We start from the raw sequence: 21,676 nt of genomic DNA, 5'->3' as shown, positions 1-21,676 counted from the left end.
TTCCCTGTGTTTTCTTATGGCGTAACGATTAGCGCATCAGTCAACATATACGTGCCTGTTTTTTTCACTGCCTTGAAGGTGTGTGAACCGCTGGACAGTCCGGATATGCTGTATAAGCTTTGCTGGGCTAATCGCGTGGCGTTATTCGTATTTACCGTTTGTTGAAACACGTTATCGATATAAATATCGACATTCCCTTGTGAAGAATCCTTTTCTGTAATCCATTCTATGCCCGTGCCCGTAAAGGTAAATTGAAAGTAATCATTATTCGTCTGGGAGAAATGCACATCATTATTGTAATCGCCGAATCCTCGGTTACTGTTGAGCGACCAAGCGCCCGTATACGTCATAGCTGGATCTGTATCATTATATTGAATCTTGGGGCCGCCGCTTACGCTGAATTTATCCAATATCATATAGGTCCCCGACTTTTTCACAGCCTTAATCGTGTGAGAGCCACTCGACAACCCGGAAATACTATACAGGGTTTGCTGAACTAGTCGACTAGCATTATACGCGTTTACCGTCTGTTTAAATACGTTATCGATATAAATATCGATATTGCCTAATGAATTATCTTTTTCACCCATGAATTGAATTCCGGTGCCCGTAAAGGAATACTGAAAGAAATCGTTATTGGTTTGTGTAAAATGCACATCATCCTTGTAATCTCCGAATCCTCGATTACTGTTGAGCGACCAAGCACCTGTATATGTGATGCCTGAATCCGTATCATTCACTTGAATCGGAGCTGCTACTTTAAAACTCAGTTTATCTACCAGCATGTAGGTGCCTGATTTTTTCACAGCCTTGATGGTATGCACACCATTGGACAATCCCGAAATACTGTAAACGGTTTGCTGGGCTAATCTCGTAGCGTTATACGTATTAACCGTTTGCTTAAACACATTATCCACGTAGATGTCGACATTCCCCTCCGAAGAATCTTTCTCCGTTACGAAATCAATACCTGTTCCTGTAAAAGAGTATTGAAAGAAATCATTATTCGTTTGTGTATAATGCACATCATCCTGATAATCCCCGAGTCCTCTATTGTAGCTTCGTGACCAAGTACCTGTGTAAGTGATGCCTGTGTCATCATCATTCGCAGTGACGGAACCGCCAGTAGGTACAACTTTAAACAGGCGTGAAGCGTGCGAAGCCAAATTAACGGAGCTGTATCCTGTGTTAAATGTGCCAAGATCCGTATGGCTCCAGAGATCGCGAACCGAAGCAGAACCATTTAAACCAATATCGCTCCAATTGACATTCACCGTTGCACTCGTGCTTCCAAGGTTAAACAAACCAACTGTGTAGCTGCCATCTCCATTATTGGCATACCATACTTGCTGATTGGAAGCCGTGGATACAGGATGTGCAGGGTGTCCAGCCTGATTGACGGCAATCACCTCATCATTGGTTAATAACTGAATGCCATAGCTATCCAAATTGGTCAAATCATTGCCCGTATATAATTGAGCCGATGACATGGCCCATAGATTCATCGCTGTCTGACGTTCATCTTGCGTCAAGCCGTCCATAGCCCCGTTACCGATATCCAAGGAATCGAAATCATTCCAGCCTCCTGGACCGGCATCCCGCCACCAAAGCGCTGCGTCAGGAAATAGTCGGGCAATATTGCTCCACTGCGTTAATGCCGTATTCGCACAATAGCACTCCACATCCCAATCAACTCGCCAGCCATTCGCATATTGTTTCCAGGTATCGACATAGTTATGATCCAGCGCCCATGAAAGCTCGAACCAAATTTGATGAGGGGCCAGTGCCTGCGACCATGCTTTCACGTCATCACGCGAATCGATCGTCGTATCATTATGTCCAGAACCCGGTGTCACACTGTCGAATTTCACGAAATCAACGTCCCAGGATGCAATCAGATCTGCAACGGAATTAATGTAGCTTTGTGCACAAGGGTTGGCAAAATTAATTTTATAACCGATATTCCAATAATCGGAAGTCGTCAGCGGCAAAACAACAATATCCTGTGCATGGCAGGATGTTCCGTAAATAGGTAAGTTGGCATTATACACGGCCGGTGACATACCAGGGATCATATAAATGCCGATCTTTTGCCCGTTCGCATGAACGTGATTGATCACTTCGCTAAAGCCGTTAGGATATAGCGTTGTGCTTGGCACAGGCCGCCCGTATCCATCCGTCCCTCCGTTCCATCCAGCATCAATATTGATATAATTGTAGCCATGAGGCTGCAGTGTCGTATGCATAGCGTCAGACTGCGCCATAATTTGTGCCGCTGAAATCCAACTGGAATTGTTCGAATAGACCTGCATACTGTAGCTGCTCCACCCCATGTATGGCTTCTGTGCCAGCCCGTTATTGGCTGCCTCTACGACACTTGTTTGGGGAAGAATTGTCCCTACCTGTACGAGGAAGAAAATAAGTGCCAAACTCCACAATTTAGCTTTATTGAAGATACGAGCCATCATCGGCATCTCCTTTGGCAATCGGATTTAATTGCTAAACAATTTTAAAATGCGAAGACTTGTGCCTGTGCTTCGTTCGTCTTTCATACCCGTATGACGGATCGTTATGTGCCTGCTCTGGCGCTCCGATTGAATAGGAAACATAGCGATAATAGGGCGATAAGCCATCAAGCACCAATCATCAAACAAATGGATGGGTTGAAACGGCAGTCCGTCTATGGCATACTCCAAAATTCCCGTGTCGGGCCCGCACAGCAGTAAAATTCCCGCACTCTGCCCATTAGCTGTAAAAGAAAGCGACGCTTCAGGGGTATCCGTATACAAATGCTTCGTCTCATACCTCCAGTTCATAAGTGGCTCAGATGTTAAATCCCTCCTTTCAAAACCTTCAAAACTTTCAGCTATATCTACCTCCATCATGGCTGCATATTCGTAATTATTAAGATCAAGTGGGGGAAGCACAGACCCAACATCTTGACCATGAACGCCTGCCGTGTCCATATCCGCCTTCACACCTAGTGCCACATCCAGATACTCCTGCAAAAACGCAGCATACAACGCATGACCCTCATCATTCGGATGTATCCGATCGGAAGCAAGATCCTCCCAGCGCACTTGTTCTGACTGTATCAGAGCATATACCCTAGCAGCATAGCTTATAGAAGGAATCGCATAATAAGAAGCGACTTCTTCATGAACGGCAATGTTGAACGGCGTACCTTCGGTCAAATTTTTATCTGCTGCCGTGTAGAGAAAACAGATATCCGTACGAGGCGAGTGTCGTCTGCATTGTCGGACAATGCCTTCCATGCCCCGGATGGATTCTTCGCGATCCTCACCGTCGTTCACACTGAACTCAACGAACAGTAAATCGATTTCACCTTGAGACAAAACATGCTCATACAGCCGGTGAGCACCGAAGGTAGACGTCGTACCCCCAACCCCTGCATTGATACATGTAACCTTCTCTGATGAAAATCGTTGCTTCAAGTAGCTCTCTGTTAAGGCTCGCCAACTGGTCGTATTCAAGTCCGATGCCCCTGCACCTTCTGTGATCGAACCCCCTATAAAAGCGACAACAATCGGCTCGTTGCGAAGAAGCCTCTCATTGATGTGAGGCAACCCTCCACGATGCTTGACCGTATCGTTATCCCATGTATAAGTCATGTCATGTGTCTCCTTTGCTAAGTAGAATTCAATATGATAGCGTTCTCATTTCTAAGAAAAAATCAAGTGCTCTATGTTGACATAAAGCACTTGATTCTTAGATGTTCTTATTTTTTATAGGAAGAAGTGTCATACGCCTTTTGTAAAATTTCCAGATAACGTCCAACTTTCAAATTATCCAGTCCTTTCACATAAGCATCCCAATCCTTATTCAAATCCTTATTTCCAGTAATGAATTGCAGTGCGTTCTGATCGATATAATTTTTAATATTCGTTTGGAGAATACTTGCTTCATCTGTTTGTGCAGGATCAACCCATACGGCCCAGACAGGGAAGATCTCCTTCGGCTCATGGCCTTGGTACAAGAGTGTCGCATTGTACAATCTTCGTTCGTAGTTTGCTGAATCATACACATCTGTTCCTTGAACAATGCTGTCTCTATATTCACTCGGTTGGTAGAAGTGTCCCATTCCGCTCCAGCCTGCATTATGAGGTGCTTCTCCTTCCACAGCTGGAATTGACGCCATGAGCGGTTTCACATCTTTACCAAGAGCGACCTCGCCATCTTTAGGCTTTCTCCAGTCGATCCCTTCCATTCCCGCTGCTGCATTCGTTTGACCTTCAAACGTAAACATGTAATCAACCATCTTGATCAACGTGATTTGCTCTTCTTTGCTTGCCTTGTTCGTAATGACGAATTTCGCTCCTGGACTCAGTCCGCCACCATCATGCGTAGCTAGAGAACCGTGAGGGCCTGTAAGCGGTGGTACCGGATTATAATCGGCCGAGTTTTTGTTTCCTTTATCAATGTTCACGAAAATAGCTGGATGCATGCCAGCGCCTATACCAAGAATCTGCGTTCCGGCGTTCTCACCGATTTTCTTGAACGCTTCGGCATTTTGCGTAAATGCCCCTGGATCAATCAATCCTTCGTCATACAACGATTTAATGTACGCCAGGCCTTCTTTCCATTCGGGCTTATTCGCTGCTGTATCTACTTTGCCATTCGCCATCGTCAGGTAATTGCGGTCATCATCATATATGAAACCATTCATGAGAAACGGAATGACATGCACGCCAAAATCTTCTGTCGATCCACTCAGCGGAACTTCGTCTGCTTTGCCGTTACCATTGGGATCACCCTTTTTGAAGGCTTCGAGTACTTTCTTGAAATCTTCGGTCGTTTTCGGCATCTCGAGATTCATTTTCGATAACCACTTCGTATTGATCCACATTTTGTTCGGATAAGAACAGTGGAAGCATTGCGTATAAGAACCTAGTCCGTAAATCTTCCCATCCGGCGCAGTACTAAAGCTCTTCAGTGTAGGGTCCTTGGCCATAGCTGCTTTAATATTCGGAGCATACTGATCAATCAAATCATTTAAGGGGACTAATATTCCTTGCTTTCCATATTTAAGGATATCGGCTTGTGAAAACTGGTCGATCCAAGCCGTCAACATATACGAATCGGGATAATCGCCGCTTGCCAGCGAAATCTGTCTCTTCTCTTTGGCACCATCAAACGGGATAATTTCAAAATTAAACTTCGCATTGAACTTATCTTCCAAGAATTTCGTAAATTTGTTCGTTTTCAAGTCTATCGCCGTATCTTGTTGAGCAAACATGCTGATCGCGACAGGGCCACCTTTGGTGGCGCCTCCCGTTGCCCCCCCAGTTGCTGCTGGAGATACCGTTGCTGCATTATCCTTTGAGCATGCGGCGAGAAATAAACTAGACATCATGATAACTGTTAATGCACTTACAAGACCCTTTTTCACATGTATCCGCTCCCTTTTTTCATTCATTTAGTATAACCCCGATCTAGGACCTACAGCCAGCACTACCTGAAATAAATCACCCCTTTCAATGGAATCAACAGAATTTCGTCTTAACCTTTAACGGAACCCACCAACATGCCTTGGACGAAGAAACGCTGCACGAACGGATAAATGATCAACACGGGAAGTGTTGTTACAACAATGAGGGAATATTTCAATAATTCCGCGAGCTGCTGCCTTTCGACTTGTTTCAAGGCATCCGTCGCATTCGAGCTGTTGTTGAGAATGATAATGCTGCGCAAAATCAACTGCAGCGGGAACAAACTAGCGGATTTGAGATAAATCAAAGCATCGAAGTACGCGTTCCATTGGCCGACGGCATAAATTAAGATAAGAACGGCGATGATCGGTTTCGATAACGGCACCACAACGCTTCTTAGAAATCTGAAATCACTGCAGCCATCAATTTCGCTGGCATCAAACAATTCATCTGGGATCGCGGATTGAAAGAAGGATCTCGTTATGATGACCTGCCACACCCAAATGGCGTTGGGGATTAGTAGCGCCCACCTTGTATCGATCAGCCCCATCTGCTTGACTACCAAATAAGTCGGAATTAGACCACCGCTGAATAGCATCGTAAACGTAATTAACATCATGAACACATTCTTGCCGAAGAATGTTTTACGGGAAAGCGGGTACGCGATCATTATCGTAAGCACAACACTAATGATGGTTCCAACCCCGGTATAGAAAAGGGAATTGGCATAGCCAATCATCACTTTTTGGTTATGAATCAAGGTATTGTACCCTTTGAGCGAAAGCTCTACGGGCCACAGCCACACCTTGCCGGAAGTTACAGCGGAAGGACTGCTGAACGAACTGCTGATCACATAAATGAGCGGATATAAAACAACAATTAGTAAGATACTCAGAAGTACATAGACAGCAATCAAGAAAACTTTATCACCTAGCGGGTCTTTCATCCTTGCTTTCATCGTTGACATACCTGCACTCCTTTTTACCAAATACTATGATTCGAGAATTTCTTAGCCATCGAATTAACGGCAATGAGCAGGATCAAATTGATCACAGAATTGAACAATCCGACGGCTGTTGCAAAGCTGTAATTCGCATTCAGTAGACCCACTTTGTAAACGTAGGTAGCGATAATCTCAGAACTAACTGTATTCAGTGGATTTTGCAATAAATAAACCTTTTCGAAACCAATCGCCATCACATTACCCACATTCAAGATAAGGACGACGATGATTGTGGGCAAAATGCCTGGTAAATCGACGTGTATAATTTTCTGAAAGCGAGAAGCACCGTCTACCTTGGCGGCCTCGTATAGGGAAGGATCCACGCCTGCTAATGCGGCCAAGAAAATAACCGAGTAATAACCAGCCGTCTGCCAAATGTCAGACCACACGTAGATCGAGCGAAACATGCTTGGCTCTCCGAGAAAGTTAATCGAATCCATGCCAAAATGATTCATCACGACATTCACAAATCCGAGTCGAGGCGCCAGAAAGAGCATAATAATGGACACCATCACGACGGTGGATATGAAATATGGCGCAAAAGATACGAGTTGAACAAGTTTCTTAAAGCGTTCGCTGCGTACTTCATTAATCGCTAACGCTAATAAGATAGGAATAGGGAAACCAACAATCAACAGGTAACCGCTAATGAAGATGGTGTTCTTCACCAACGTCCAGAACAACGGATTTTCAAAAAATAATTGAAAGTTCTTAAATCCTACCCAAGGGCTTCCCCAAATTCCTTTTGTGACATTGTAGTCCTTAAAGGCAAGCACCGCGTTCAGTATCGGGTAATACTTGAATATAAGGAAATACAATGCGGGTGGAATGATCAGTAGGTACAACTGCCAATGTTTCTTGAAGCTTTTTGATGCTGCTTCCAAGAAACCAAGCCCTCTGCTTTTTATCAGCGGTTCATGACTGGGTACTAGTGCTTTTTCCAAAACAAAACCTCCTAAGTGCAACTGCCTCGTTATGATTGCGCTTTCTTGAGCCTTATTGTAGGGGATAATTCGCCCACTTAGATAGGTACAATTGCGTTATTTCACGTACAATTCCCTCTAAATGAGCGGTACATCTGTCAATCGAGCATCCAACTCCCCCACAGGCATAGAAGCAAGAAAAATCCCGATAGCTAAGCTATCGGGATTCCATGTCCACCATGATTTATTCCGTTGTAGACTGCCTGTAGGAACTAGGTGAAACACCGAGCACACGTTTAAACGCTCTTCGGAAGGAATGGGAGCTATTGTAGCCGACACGAGCAGCAATTTCATCCACCGTGTACCTATCCGCTTTTAACAAGTGGGCGGCTTGATCCATTCTCACCTTTTCCAAATGATCTGATAAGTTCATCCCCGTTACCTCTTTAAACAAATTGGAGATGTACTTCTCTGGACGTTCCACCTTTTCTGCCACACGATATAAGTTAAGATCGGCATCACTGTACATCTCAGCGATATACGCCATCACTTGCTCAACGGTTTTATTGTGATGATCGTTCTTTTTACTGGCAATTAAGCCGCAGAGCGCTTCCATAATAGCATCGATATCTTGCCTAATGAACTCGATCTCTTCGTTCGCCTGAATGTCTACGATGCGATTTTTGACCGTCTCGAAAATATCAGACTCCTGAAACGTCTTCTGATTCAGCAATTTCAGGAAAGTTCCCTTTAACTCCCCGACAAATTGATGCTTCATCTCGATGGACAGCTCACGATTTTCAATGTTTTGCGCAATAATCGCATCCAGAATTCGTTTGGCTTCATCAATATCCCCCACTCTGATCGTACTGATCAAGCGCAATTCAATATCGAGCGGATAATAATAGGTGTCGCTCTCCAACCTGGCATCTGAAAACCACAGAACCCCTTTTCGATTCATGTGCAACGCATACTCCAACGCTTGTGTAGCTTGCTCGTACGTATGGCTGACCTCCATTGCGGTGGAGAATGGATTTCCCAATGCTGCGGTGATCGTAATTCTATATTCAGTAAATACAAACTCGGCAAGCTCATTCAGGATTCGCTCAATCTCCTTATTCGCTGCCTCCTTGTCTTCTGCTGCTTCCATACCTTCGAATAGAACTACAACTCTGTCGGCACCCAGATCCGTCATATGGACAGGGCCCCCAAGATCGTGCAAAGCCTGCTTCATAATAAGCCGGGCTGCACTTAACTCGTTTAGAATTTCGACGCTGTCCATACCGGAGTAACCTTTGATTTGTATAATACCTGTGTACCCCGTATCTACATGTAATCCGGTATTGGCCTGTTCGGCAGCTGCAGCAATCTCTTCCTGCGATCGGAATTCGCCGGCAATAAGCCGTTTCAGGAAGGCATCCCTAATTAAAGGAAGCTGTCGGTTCAGTTCATTTTCGAGACGCTTATTGTTAGAAATCATGTTGGAGATATTGCCCTGTAGAAAATCATACTCATTGCGTCCCACTGCCGCATCTTTCCCAAACTGCTCTTTCATCACATTCAGAAGCCTGTGCATAGGTGAACTGTTTCTGTATGCTTGCCACAGCCCCACCAACAACCCGATCACAAGAGCAGCACTTGTCACAGACCAAGTAATATATTTGATTTTATTCGCATTTTCCATTAAAACATGTCTAGGGATTCCTGCTCTGTATACCCAACCTGTAGTCTTGGAACGAATCGTAATAACCAAGTCGTCATTATAGAATTGACTGGCTTTGGCTTGATCAAAGCTGGCGTCTGAGGCTAACTTCCCAACTTCCGCATCATTTATGCCAAGCAAGCTTATGGTATGTCCTTGGGCATCACTAATGTGAGACCACCCGCCGTATTGATCCTTAAGATCGGATAAGAGGTTGGAAATGACTTTCTCGTCAATAAGAACAACGACAGTAGCACGTGCGGAACCATTAAAGCTGTCCAAGGGGAGAGATTGGATATAGGTAATCACAGAGGTTTGCGCACCATTCGTGATAAAGGGTTCCAACGGTATGATTTCCCTATTGTGCGTTTGCTCCAATATTGTTCGTTTCCATTCATCCACGGGTAAATCCTTATAATGGGAGGACTGATAGTAACGTTCAGGCTGGAAATAGGAAGAAGCCGGCGTTAAAAGCACATTGTAATTATTTAAATAGATAAAAAATTGCTGTAAGAAGTCATTGGTTTGGCTAAATGCCTTAATATCATTATTTACTTTCCAAATGCCGTACAGATTGACTTTCTCGTCCGATCCCTTTTCATTCATGAGAACGTTCAATTCCTGATTCAAAGCCAACTGCCTCGTGAAACCTTCAACCTCAGCCATCCTCCGCTCCAAAATATCTTGACTCTTCCGAAGTTGTGTCACGTTATTCTCGATGGATACAGATTGTGTAACCGCAATCGCAGTACGGTATGACATGTAACCAGCAATACTAGGAATAAACAAGATTACGATATAGGAGATCAAAAATTTACGGAATATTCGTGAAAACTTCGGCATGACCCCTATCCCTCCATTTTTGTAAGCGTTATCTAAATAGATTATTATTATACCATTTCTACTTGTGAAATGAGAAAAACTTCTATCGAAGTACTTCGAGGATGAGCGACCGCGTTCTAAAGTGGAGAGACTTTGGTCTCCGACCAAAGATCCCTATATATGGTTGTTTTTATCGCCAATAAGAATTTGTTATTCCGAGTACTGGAAACTTATAAATTCTCATGTGGTAAACAAAGGAAAGGCAACTACTTTTATACTGACTGTAGCTGCCTGGGTCTACTCGATATTCAGATACATATTCGGATAGGTAGGAGAAAAGCTCCTAACTCATACGTTTCACGCACAGCTTGCTGTCGATTTGGTACGTGCAGTTAGGCTCCAGAACGAACTCCACCTTACGATCTCGATAACGGAGGAACAAACGAACTGAGGAGTATGCCCGTATGGTCGCCTCTACCAATTCGCTGTTCGCCCATGTCATATCCACCTCTGCGTTGCCTTTAGCTCGCAAGCCCGTTACCTTACCGGTATGCCAATTGGCAGGAAGTGCTGGTAGGAAATGAATGCCTCCTGCATGGCTTTGCAGAAGCATTTCACCGATAGCCGCTGTACCGCCAAAATTACCGTCTATCACAAATATATTCGTTTCTGCCCCAGCGATCCCTGCTTTGGAGTATGTTAATAAATTGTCAAAACACAAATGACCGATTAAGTGCGTGAGATGCTTGTAAGCATTCTCGCCATCATGCAATCTCGCGAAATTCGCTGCAAGAGCAGCTAAAGTAAACTCAACATCCTCTAACGTTTCACGATCCATCCGATTTTCCAAGGTTATCCTTGCCGCAGCGCTGAGCTCCGGTGTACCTTCAGGCGTCACCTGATTGCCCGGATATAAGCTGAACAGATGGGATAAGTGCCGGTGGTCTGGCTGCGCTTCTTCATAATCTTCAAGCCACTCCTGTAATTGTCCCCTTTGTCCAACTAAAAGCGGCGGCAATATGGCGATTGCTTGCTTCAGCTTCTGTTGAAACGCCACATCCACCTGCAGAAGCTCCGACGCTTCTAGGCAAAATATAAACAAATCGCGAACCAAAACTTGGTCAAGCGTAGATCCCATGGACAATTGATACTCGCTTTTCCTGTGGTCGTCTATATAGAAGCTGTTCTCCGGCGAATTCGACGGGCCTGTTACCAGCCAGCCATACCTCGGGTGAACTGTCATATAGTCGAGGAAAAATGCAGCAGCTTCCTTCAAAACAGGATATGCCGTCTCTGCCAGAAACGCTCGATCGAGGCCGAATTCATAGTGCTCACGAAGATGCGTGGCGATCCATAAGCCTCCTGTTACATTCAGCCCCCACGACGTTTCCCATCCTGGTGACGCAAATCCCCAGGCATTGGTGAATACGTGGGCAACCCATCCCTCGCAGCCATAGAAATTCTGCGCTGCCGATCTTCCACTCCCTGCTAATTGCTCGATAAATCGCATTAAAGGAAGATGGCATTCCGCCAGATTGCTCACTTCTGTGGGGAAATAATTCATTTGGGTGTTGATATCCAGATGGTAGTCGCAGCTCCATTGCATACGATTGGCTTCGCCATCGTTCCAAATCCCTTGCAAATTCAAAGGCAGCGGAGAATCCGACCTTGACCCTGCAATCGTCAGATACCGCCCATATTGATAGAATAAGGCAAATAACTGCGGATCATCATCCTGCCCCTCCATGAACAGCTGTATTCTTTCGTCCGTTGGTAAGCAGGAATGACTTGTTACGCCCAGGTCAACATGGACTCTTTCGTACAAACTGCGATAGTCTGCCATGTGATCCTGTTTCAGCCGCTCATACCCCTTGGCAATGGCTTTCTCCACTTGGCGCCCCGACTTCGACATCCACGCGTCATCGCTTCTTGCGTAATCCGTATTTGCAGCGAAATAGATATACACGTCATCTGCGTTGTCTATTTTTATTTGTTCAGCATCTGCATACACCCTGCCGCCGCTCGCGATTACTTTCAGATTACCTTGGCAGAACACGCCACACTCCCCATCACTATGCATGCTTTCCGTTGCTTGCCCTTGAAAGACAATCGTATCGTTATCGATCACCGTTGCTGTAAACCGATCTGTTCTTCCAAGGATGCCCAGTGTTAGGGACAAACCGCCAGACTGTTCGCTGGATATGCGCGACGCCACAATACCATCTGCATGGGAGGCCCATACTTCTCTAGTCAGCGTATTTCCGTTAGATTGGTAAGAAGTCCAAGTGCATGCGTTATCAAGATTGAGCTCACGAACAAACTGATCTCCTTGATGGTCAAACGCTAGTTTAACATCGCACATGGATAAATTCGTGCCAAAGTTCCCCTTCTTAGGCTGCAGCGCTTGCTTGGCCAGCTCGTCTCCACGCCCATAATCCCCGGCAAAGAAATGCTCCCTCATCTGCTCGAGATCCGCTCTGCCCTGGGATCGGCTTGGAATCGATTCCGATTTCCCTGACCAATAGGTCACTTCTGTAATACTCCAGGTTTCATGTTCGACGCCCCCGTAGATCACTGCCCCTAATCTTCCATTTCCGATAGGTAAACCTTGCGCCCAGCTCGATGCAGGACGAGAATACCATAGTTTTAATTCATTCATATTGCGCCATCCTTATGAGTAGATTGGAAACCAACGCTGTAATGATTACGATTTCTTGATGCTTATTGTAGGGGATAGTTCCCCTAGATAGATAGGTACAATTGCGGTATATTACGTACAATTGCCTCAAAATATAGGGTACATCTCTCATTCGAGCATCCATAAGCGAAACGATGCGTGTAGAAATGAAAAAAAACCAGCAACCTCAATACCAAGGTTGATCTGGTTTTTGATCCATATAGCAGTAATGGATTACCTTAAATCGAATACTCTCTTTCCACAATCGTTTGCGCCAGCTTCAGCCATTTACTGGAATCCGTTTGCCAGTAGTTATGATCACCTGCGAACAAATGTACATCGCATATTTGGGTGGTATAGCGGCTCCATTCCGCTGAACGGTCTACACGTGCATGTTCATCTTTCTTACCGATAAACACACTAATTCTGGCACGAAGCGGTTCACGGTCGAAAGGCGCTCGGTACTCCTCGATAGGTTGACAGCGGTATTCTGGCTTTACCAGCTCTCGAAAGCGGAGCGCCCCCTCACGGGGACGTAACAAATGCGGGGCATTGCAGCCAGAAAGAAACAAGTGCAATGGCTCAGCGAAGCCCTCCGCTTTCAAGCGGTGACCAGCCTCGAAGGCAAGTAAGCTGCCCCAACAGTGCCCCACGAACACAAAGTTCTCGCCGTCGCTGGCAAGCAGTTGCTGCTTGACGAATCGGCAAGCCTCTTGCAACGCCTGCTCCCACAAGTCGGAGGAAACATCGCGCATGGACAAACCGGCCACACTTAGCTCAACGGGCAGGAACTTTACATTCGAATGTAATCGTTCACTCCAACCGAGATAAGACTGGGATACTTCGCCACAGTGTGGGAAACCGAACACGATCACTGCTGAATCACCAAGCTTCCCGCCAATTCGCGGACAGCGATCAGCACATCCGTCCGCCGAATACAGTAACTACCTTCCTGAAGCTGTTCGACTTCCTCTACATAAGAAAGACTGCTTTCCGGAGAAGAAATGGCAGATACACCCTCAGGTTGATACACAATAAACGTAATAGACTGGCTAAGACTTCCCGACCACTGCAGTTGAATCTGCCCCTTGATTCTTTGGACTGAAATCGTTAACCGATTACCCAGGTCATCCTCAAACTCAGCCTGTAGTCCCGTTACAACATATACGCGGAAACACAAATGCTCATAACCGTCCACTCGGTTGCCTACGTAGCTACCCAGCGCATAATCCTCTGCCAGATTGAGTGCAAGGATACTATCTTGCTTCTGATAAACCGGAATCCCTTCAAGAGGAGCTGCAACCTTCTTCAAACACGGCCCTTGAACTTCCTCCCCGCTGAACAACGAGAGCCACGAGCCCTCTGGGAAATAAACCTCTTTGGCGCTATGACCTTCCTCCGTTACCGGAGCCACAAGCAAATGTTCTCCAAACATATACTGGCTAATCATTTCGGTACAACGCGGATCAGCCGGGTACTGCAGCGTCATCGCTCGCATCATCGGCAAGCCTGTGCGACTAGCACGGATAGCCTGATCGTATACATAAGGCAGGAGATTCATCCGAATGTCGGCGTACTTCTTGTACAACGCAATGACAATCGGTTGTCCCGTACGCTCAGCAATATTCCACGGCGTTCGGTCCTGATTGAACTCGCCTTTCGTCTCAGCGTGATACTGCATCACTGGGCAAAATGCCGCCATTTGGGCTGACCGTACGAACAGCTCCGCAGTCGGAATATCGCCGTGGAAACCACCCAAATCCCAACCCCAGAACGGGATGCCCGACATACCGCTGGACAACCCAGCAATCATTGAAGAGCGGAAAGCCTCGAACGTCGAACGCTCATCGCCCGCCCAATGCAGCGGATATCTCTGAGCTCCCGTGTAGCCAGCTCGACTAAATGTAATACCGCCATCTTTCGCATACTGCCCTATGAAATTATAGTAGCTGCCCACATACAAGTTCGGATACAGATTCCGCATTTCCCGGCCTGTCGATCCGTCGTAGAACTGCAAATCGTGGCCAAAGACGAATTCGCCGCCATCCGTTTTGAAGCCGTCCACACCGATTTCATCTGCCAGGTACTGACGTTTATCAAACCACCACTTCGCCGCTTCTGGATTAGTGAAATCAAGAATGTGACAATCCTTAAACCAGTTGTACGGCAATGTGTATGGCTCTCCATTCGCTGTTTTCACGCAGTAGTCGTTCTCAAGCAGTGTAATCTCATCCTGATCGCGTTGACCATGTGCGATGCCATACATATGTTTGTGAATCGGAATTTGCCATAATAGCACCTTCAAGCCTTGATCATGCAGCTCTTCGACCATCCCTTTGGGATTGGGCCAGCGTCCCCATTCTGGGAACTGGAAATCGTCATAGCGCAGCGGCTGGCTGCCGTCTTTGACCTGATACTGCGCATCATTGAATATATAAAAAGTTGCCTCGTCACTCCATTGCTCGATAACAAGCACTGTAGAAGGGATTTGATATTTAACCGTCATCTCAGCCTGCTTCATTACCTCCTCCTGCGAGTCCCAGTTATTGCTGGACATCCACGGACCGAATGCCCACTTCGGCGGTAGCACTGGTTTGCCGGACAACAGCGTAAATTGTCCGACCATCGCAAGCGGTTCTTCGGCGAACAGATAGGCAACAAGCTGCTGATTCGCAGGCGATACATCCGCTTCCACTTCAACCAGATCGGATAGCCGCGTATGAAAGCGGAAGGTCGAATATAGCGGCGTGTCTACGAAGATCGCATACCCACCTGAAGATATTGCAAAAGGCACCGGCATATAAGTCTTTAAACCTTGATCCCTGTATTGGTTGTAGACATATTGGTCTACTTCCTGACCGGAATATTCATAATGGGAAAAGCGTTCCCCCATACCGAACCAACGGTGCTCCGGTTTCGTCCGCAAGTTCAGCCGCAGCTTGTGGATCATCCCCGAGCCATCAGTCAATGCCTCAAGCAGCGGCTTCCCTTCTGCGGCGAAGCCTTCCATGAGCACGCCATCCGCGCTGCGCAGCGCGAGTGCGAGCTTGCCCCCGCGCACTTCGGCTTCCAGCCTTGCGCGTCCAACCGCCAACGTCGCCTGCTGCGTTGGCTCGCCGCTTGCGCGTTCGCACGCTGCGGCGAACGTCAACTGCACGGCGCCGCTCGCGTCGGCGCGGAAAACCAGCGAAGCGGTGCGGGATATATCCGCACCGTTAGTCAACTCGGCGACGAAGCCATCCGTCGTCTGGTACATGGCATGGACGCGTTCAAGCCCCGTCCATGTCCGTACGTTAAAGCTGTAAGTCGGTGACATCACCGACTTGCTGCCGCTCTGAAGCGCAAACGCATAGCTTACCTCCTCACCTGCAAGGTAAGGACCTAGCTGCGCTTCCCAGACTTTCTCGCTATCCGCCGTCACCCTAATGACAGCGGGCACAGCCTTAGCCGCCGAAATGCCGTTAACGGTGGCCTGCACGGTCACCACCTGACTCGCCTGGAAAGGCTGCGTCAGCACACGAACGAACACCGCATCGCCCGCTTCGGGCTGGCGGGGAAACCGCTCGTAAGGAAGGATGACGTACGGATCGTCATAACCTGTTGGTTGATGCATCAGCATAACGCTGTCAGCGCTCGCACTGCCCGCAGCTCCAGAAGCAAGCGCCGCCTGCGCCAGCTCGAGCAGCACCGGACTCCATGCGCTGATTGGCGGCAGCCCTTGTGTTCCTGCCTCCTCTTGCTCCTGATTCAGTGCCAGCTCCGCCATCTGAGCTTGCTCAAGCCAATAATCCAGCAGTAACGGCTCCTTCGCCGTAGCCGTATCTACTTCATAGAGCAGCCCCTGTTCCTCCTGCAGCGCTTCCACATGAGTCAGCAGCTCTTTCGCTCGTGGCGTATCACCTTTCTTGACATAGTACAACGCCAATAAACACGTCAAATCCGCCCTTTCGCAGCCGCCGAAATACGTGTCGCTTTCCTGCAGCCTGACCCCTTTGAGGACAAGCGTTTCTTCCAATTTATACAGCGCTTCGATAAGAATGCGATCTTCAATACCAAGCATACCGAAAGGTACTGCTGCCGTTAGAATATCACCATGAATGGCTGTGTCTCCCAATTGGCTGACAACTCGTCCTTCCTTGATGAATTTAGCGAAAACCAGTTCACGGATCGCTTTCAGCAATCTTACGCCCTGCTCGCCAATACCGTTCTCGATATTAGATTGAATCGCCGCGAAGTACATCGCCAAATGACTTAAATAAATGCCTTCGCTTCCTTCCTGCAGCCAATGTGGCTGAGGCTTCTGCCAATTCGCATCTAGAAGTCGGAACCCTTCCTTGATGCTTCCTTCGATCTCCAATTTAAATTCCGGATGATTCGTTTCTTTGAAATATTCGCCAATTGCCCATAGTCCAAGAGCCGTATCTGTAAGTGCGGCCTGCCCCTTAACACCTCGATCCGCTAACAAACGAAGCAGCGGTAATGCACGTTCAGCCTCACCTCGCCCAATAAACGCATAACACAAAAAAGCAATATCGCGAATACTGCCTTTCTGTCCTAAAATAACAACCTGATCTGTCTCCGTTTCTATCTCAAAGTTAACCTGCTTCTGTCGTGTATGCTGTACATTCACTAGTAAGATCCTCCTTGTTCCACCATAAACTTTGTGAAATCTTCGTTCGACTTGTGTCGCCTGGAGAAAAGAAAAGAAGAGAAAAAAAGGGCTATTGTTAAACAACGCCCCTACACCCCTTCTCCCGGCATGACTACATCGTTAATGAATAATTTCGTTTCTAAATTATTTACTGACCAGTTTCTCAATCTTAGCCTGCGCCTCATTGAGCGCTTGTTCCGCTGTGTAATCTTGTTTCAATCTAGCTTTATCCAATTCATCGCCAACAGCCTTCGTAAGATCGTTCCATTTGTCAGGAATAGGACCTACTGGCGTAAGTACGAGTGAATTGAGCGCTTCCAATACAATTTTCTTCGACTCTGGAGGCGTTTGTTTGAAATACGCTTCCATCACTTTTTCATTAGATACGGCAGGAACGCTCCAGCCTTTCTCGATGCGTTTGCTGACAACAGCAGGATCAGAGGACATGAATTTAATAAACTTCCATGCCGCTTCCGCATTTTTCGTTTTATCCGATACAACAAGACCATCCGCGAAGAAGTGATGCGCTTTTTTCGTATTGCCTGGCTCTAACGCAATGTCCCATTTGAAAGAAGCATCCGCAAAGCGGCTGAAGTTCCAAATCCCAGCGCGCAGCATGGCAATTTTACCCGCTTTGAATGCATTTAGATCGGCATCCGGCTGATTGAAGGTATCGTCGTTCAGAGGTGGCGACACTTTATATTTTTTGGCTTTATCCAACATCCAGTTCAGCGCTTCAATATTTTCTTTGCTATTCACGGTAGGCTTGCCGTCAGCACTCCAGATGCCTCCGCCGTTCTGAGCAATCGTTTTGTAAAACTCATAGAATTGGATTGGAGCATAAGTTCCCCATACACCGCTCTTGGCATCTGTCAGCTTCTGAGCCGCTTCCAGCTCCTGTTTCCACGTCCAGTCCGCCTTCGGGTACTCCACTTGCTTTTTATCGAACAATTCCTTATTGTAAAAAAGAACTACATCGGAAAATGACTCTACAACTCCGTACTGTTTACTGTTATACTTAAATGAGTCATAGGCAAGTCCTTTGTAGATTTCCGGCTTGAACGTCGTGTCCTTCGCAATGATCGGCGTCAAGTCTTTCAACGTATTTTTGGCAGCATACGACACGAAGTTTTCGTAACCGACTTCGAATACGTCAGGCGCATCCCCCGATGCGATCTGTGTATTAAGCTTCGTGTAGTAATTTTTATAGTCAACGATGTCCACCTTGACCTTGATGTCTGGATTCGCTGTCTCGAAAGCTTTGACCATATCGCCAAGTGTCTGCTCTTGAGAGCCGCTTGCTGTATATTGCATGAAATTAAGTGTAACCAGATCTTTCTTCGCTGCTGGCGTTGCAGTTGTCGTCGCCGTGGACTCTTGTTTGGGAGCTTCGGACGCCTCTGGTTTACTAGATGTTCCACACCCTGTAGCCGCAATAGATACCACCATACCTAACGCAACGACCATACTTGTTTTTTTGTTAACCATGTATGAACCCTCTTTTCTCATGATTTATTCGCTATTCTTCCCCAATTCCTACTTCACCTTCCCTAAGCGCCTGCATCACCCCTCTCATTAACCTTTTACGCCACTCATCGTCATTCCTTTGATGAAGTATCTCGATGCAAACAAGAAAACAATGAAAATCGGGACAAAACTGATGACATTACCCGCCATCAAAATGTTCCATTCCGTCGCCCATCTGCCTTGCAGCTTGCTAAGTCCAATCGGAAGCGTCATTAGTTCCTTGTCGCTCGTAATAATAAGCGGCCATAAGAAATTGTTCCACGAAGCCATGAAAGCAAAGATCGACAGTGTTGCTATTGCGGGTTTGCTGAGCGGAAGAATGATACTCACAAATACTCTGACATAAGAGGCTCCATCCATTCTGGCCGCCTCAACAAGCGGATCAGGGATCGTCATGATGTGCTGTCTGAGCAAAAACGTGCCATATGCGCTAAAGATGCCTGGTAAAATGAGACCCAGATACGTATTCGTCAGGTGCATCTTCTGGAACACAATGAAAAGCGGGGTCATCGTCACCTGTGCTGGAATCATCATCGTGATGAGAAAGAGAACAAATAACGTTTCTCTGCCTCGAAAAGGTATTTTGGCAAAAACGAATGCCGCCATCGCACACACAACCACTTGCGCCGCCATGGTCACCAGCGAAACAGCCACGCTGTTACCTAAGAAACGGTAGATCGGAAAATACTTCGTGATTTCGACGTAATTACTGAATTTGAACGTGTCGGGAATAAGACTAGGCGGCATCCTTACAACTTCCAAGCTATCCTTGAAAGAACCTGACAGCATCCAGACGAAAGGAAACATGAGGACAACAGCAGCCACGAGTAAAATGAGATGTGAGAGCAGGTTCCGAAGCGTTGTATATTTATCTGTCATACGTAACCCACCTTTTCTGAAGCTGCTGTTGAAGGATCGTTACACCGAAAATGATAGCGAACAAGATCCATGACTGCGCGGAAGCAAAGCCCATTTTATAACTTTGAAAAGCATTCCCATAAATTTGCTCTACAAGCGTACTCGTTTTCCCCGCTGGACCGCCGCCCGTCATGACAAGCACCTGATCAAAGAGCTGAAAACCGTTAATGAGCGAGATCACAAGCACGAAAAAAATGCTGGGTGTAAGCAGTGGGAGCGTTACACGAAAAAATTGCTGAAAACCGCCTGCGCCGTCAATCGTTGCCGCTTCGTAATAGTCGTCCGAAATATCCTGCAAGCCAGCAAGCAATATAATGGTCACATAGCCGACATCTTTCCATACACTCACCGCGATAATCGAGGGCATTGCCCAGAAAAAATCCTGCAGCCACACGGGACCTTGAATGCCAACATAGGATAACAGGTAGTTAACAAGCCCGTTCTGCCCGTTCAGCAGCCAACGCCATACGATAGAAACAGCTACCCACGAGGTGATGACCGGCACGAAGATGAAAACCCGATACAACTTCACGCCTCTGAGCTTTCTATTTAACAAAATGGCAAATACGACGCCGAACACCAGCACAGAAGGAATATAGCCTAAGATATATTGAAGGATGTTCAATAGCGAAGTAAGCGTTTTCTCATCCTGCAATGCTTCACGATAATTATCCAACCCGACGAACTTGGCCTGGGTAAGTAAATCCCAATCCGTAAAGCTGATCACCGCCGATGAAAGCAGCGGAATGAGCTGGAAAAGCAGCAAACCCGCTAAGCTCGGAAATAAAAATCCAATGATGACAGCTGCTCTCGATAGTCTCTTTTGTCCTACCATGATCTTCTCCTTTTCCGTTCAAAGATTCGTTATTCTTTGACCTTCACTGTCGATCTTTCCACAATCGTTAGTGGCAGCATAATTTCACTCGCTTCTTGTTCCACTTCGCCTTGGATCATGTTGATCAGATGCTCTGCAGCGGTAGCGCCCTTCTTGGTAATATCTTGACGTATCGTTGTGAGCGGCGGAATGAACATCTTAGACATCGAAATATCATCGAAACCGATGACAGATATGTCTTCCGGAACTTGTTTGCCCATATCCATCAGGCCCCGAATCACACCGAATGCAACCATATCTCCTGTCGCGAACACAGCCGTTATTTCGGGGAACTTGTTTGCGATTAGCCGGCCCGTTGTTATGCCATGTTCATAGCTCATTGATTCCTCGAATACATAGTCCGGATTGTAAAAGAAATTCGATTCACGGATTGCACGTTTATAGCCTAAAAAACGCTTCTCAACCACACCGTCCTTCCGAATCGCTCCCGTCACGAGTCCAATATTGGAATGTCCTTTATCAATCAGGTACTTCGTTGCCAAAAACCCGCCATACTCATCGTCAATGCCGATTCGCTTGAAATAGCTGTCGTTAATGTAGCTGTCGATCAGCACGATCGGGATGTTGATTTTTTTGAAACCGTCATAAAACGGCTCCGGATAAATCCCCATCATAATCGCGCCGTCAAGGTTACGTTGTACAGATAGATCCAAATAGCTTTCGCCTTGGTTAACGCCCGATAGCAGCAGATGGTACCCGTACTCGCGCAGCTTACCTTCAATTCCGCTAATCATCTCACTATAGAATGGGTTCTCGAGAATAAGCTGTTTATGTGATTCTGTCTGCGGAATGACAATACCAATAAGCTTGGATTGATTTTTGACCAGACTTCTCGCCGAAAAATCGGGTATGTAGTTCATGGTTTCAATGATTTGTTTAATGCGCTCGATCGTCTCACTGGAGACTTTATCGATTCTGCCGTTTAACGCATAGGAAACTGCTGCTGCTGAGACACCTGCGGCTTTGGCAACATCTTTAATGGTTGGTTTTTTCATATGTCAGCCCTCTTTAGTTACACGTTTAACTAGATTATATGTCAGTAAATTGTAATTAGCAATATGGTAGCGCTATCTTTTTCCGATAAAATCAATTTATTAGTTATTCGTTT

General features: G+C 46.5%; 13 protein-coding genes. All 13 read right to left on the bottom strand.

Features of this window, described 5'->3' with window-relative positions:
• Positions 1-14 precede the first annotated feature (14 nt).
• The 13 genes from AC58P7_RS21825 to AC58P7_RS21765 all read right to left on the bottom strand — a co-directional run bounded on the left by AC58P7_RS21825 (position 15) and on the right by AC58P7_RS21765 (position 21,563).
• Entirely contained in the window at positions 15-2,465 is a 2,451-nt protein-coding gene (locus AC58P7_RS21825) for a glycoside hydrolase family 27 protein (RefSeq protein ID WP_497346586.1), read from the bottom strand.
• Positions 2,466-2,492: 27 nt separating this feature from the next.
• Entirely contained in the window at positions 2,493-3,632 is a 1,140-nt protein-coding gene (locus AC58P7_RS21820) for an SGNH/GDSL hydrolase family protein (protein ID WP_497346584.1), read from the bottom strand.
• A gap of 107 nt (positions 3,633-3,739) precedes the next feature.
• Positions 3,740-5,410: an extracellular solute-binding protein gene (locus tag AC58P7_RS21815; RefSeq protein ID WP_497346682.1), complete on the bottom strand. Its 1,671-nt coding sequence runs from the start codon at positions 5,408-5,410 to the stop codon at positions 3,740-3,742.
• Between the two features lie 110 nt (positions 5,411-5,520).
• The gene (locus tag AC58P7_RS21810) at positions 5,521-6,408 is read right to left on the bottom strand and encodes a carbohydrate ABC transporter permease (RefSeq protein ID WP_497346680.1); all 888 of its coding nucleotides are present in this window, start codon (positions 6,406-6,408) and stop codon (positions 5,521-5,523) included.
• Positions 6,409-6,431: 23 nt separating this feature from the next.
• Complete coding sequence (locus AC58P7_RS21805; RefSeq protein WP_497346678.1) at positions 6,432-7,337, bottom strand: ABC transporter permease; 906 nt, start codon at positions 7,335-7,337, stop codon at positions 6,432-6,434.
• A gap of 283 nt (positions 7,338-7,620) precedes the next feature.
• Complete coding sequence (locus tag AC58P7_RS21800) at positions 7,621-9,921, bottom strand: helix-turn-helix domain-containing protein (RefSeq protein ID WP_497346582.1); 2,301 nt, start codon at positions 9,919-9,921, stop codon at positions 7,621-7,623.
• Positions 9,922-10,243: 322 nt separating this feature from the next.
• Positions 10,244-12,559: a glycoside hydrolase family 95 protein gene (locus AC58P7_RS21795; RefSeq protein WP_497346580.1), complete on the bottom strand. Its 2,316-nt coding sequence runs from the start codon at positions 12,557-12,559 to the stop codon at positions 10,244-10,246.
• A 257-nt stretch (positions 12,560-12,816) separates the two neighbouring features.
• The gene (locus AC58P7_RS21790; RefSeq protein WP_497346578.1) at positions 12,817-13,452 is read right to left on the bottom strand and encodes a thioesterase II family protein; all 636 of its coding nucleotides are present in this window, start codon (positions 13,450-13,452) and stop codon (positions 12,817-12,819) included.
• Positions 13,449-17,207: a glycoside hydrolase family 31 protein gene (locus AC58P7_RS21785; protein ID WP_497346576.1), complete on the bottom strand. Its 3,759-nt coding sequence runs from the start codon at positions 17,205-17,207 to the stop codon at positions 13,449-13,451. Before AC58P7_RS21785 ends, AC58P7_RS21790 begins: the two co-directional genes overlap by 4 nt.
• Before the next feature lie 165 nt (positions 17,208-17,372).
• Positions 17,373-18,716: an ABC transporter substrate-binding protein gene (locus tag AC58P7_RS21780; protein ID WP_497346574.1), complete on the bottom strand. Its 1,344-nt coding sequence runs from the start codon at positions 18,714-18,716 to the stop codon at positions 17,373-17,375.
• Positions 18,717-18,803: 87 nt separating this feature from the next.
• Positions 18,804-19,634: a carbohydrate ABC transporter permease gene (locus AC58P7_RS21775; RefSeq protein WP_497346573.1), complete on the bottom strand. Its 831-nt coding sequence runs from the start codon at positions 19,632-19,634 to the stop codon at positions 18,804-18,806.
• Positions 19,624-20,508: a carbohydrate ABC transporter permease gene (locus AC58P7_RS21770; RefSeq protein WP_497346571.1), complete on the bottom strand. Its 885-nt coding sequence runs from the start codon at positions 20,506-20,508 to the stop codon at positions 19,624-19,626. Before AC58P7_RS21770 ends, AC58P7_RS21775 begins: the two co-directional genes overlap by 11 nt.
• Before the next feature lie 29 nt (positions 20,509-20,537).
• Positions 20,538-21,563, bottom strand: a complete 1,026-nt coding sequence (locus AC58P7_RS21765) for a LacI family DNA-binding transcriptional regulator (protein ID WP_497346569.1) — start codon at positions 21,561-21,563, stop codon at positions 20,538-20,540.
• Between the last annotated feature and the right edge of the window lie 113 nt (positions 21,564-21,676).

The organism is Paenibacillus sp. J22FR5 (assembly GCF_059691975.1).
This window is presented reverse-complemented; position numbering and strand designations above follow the sequence as displayed.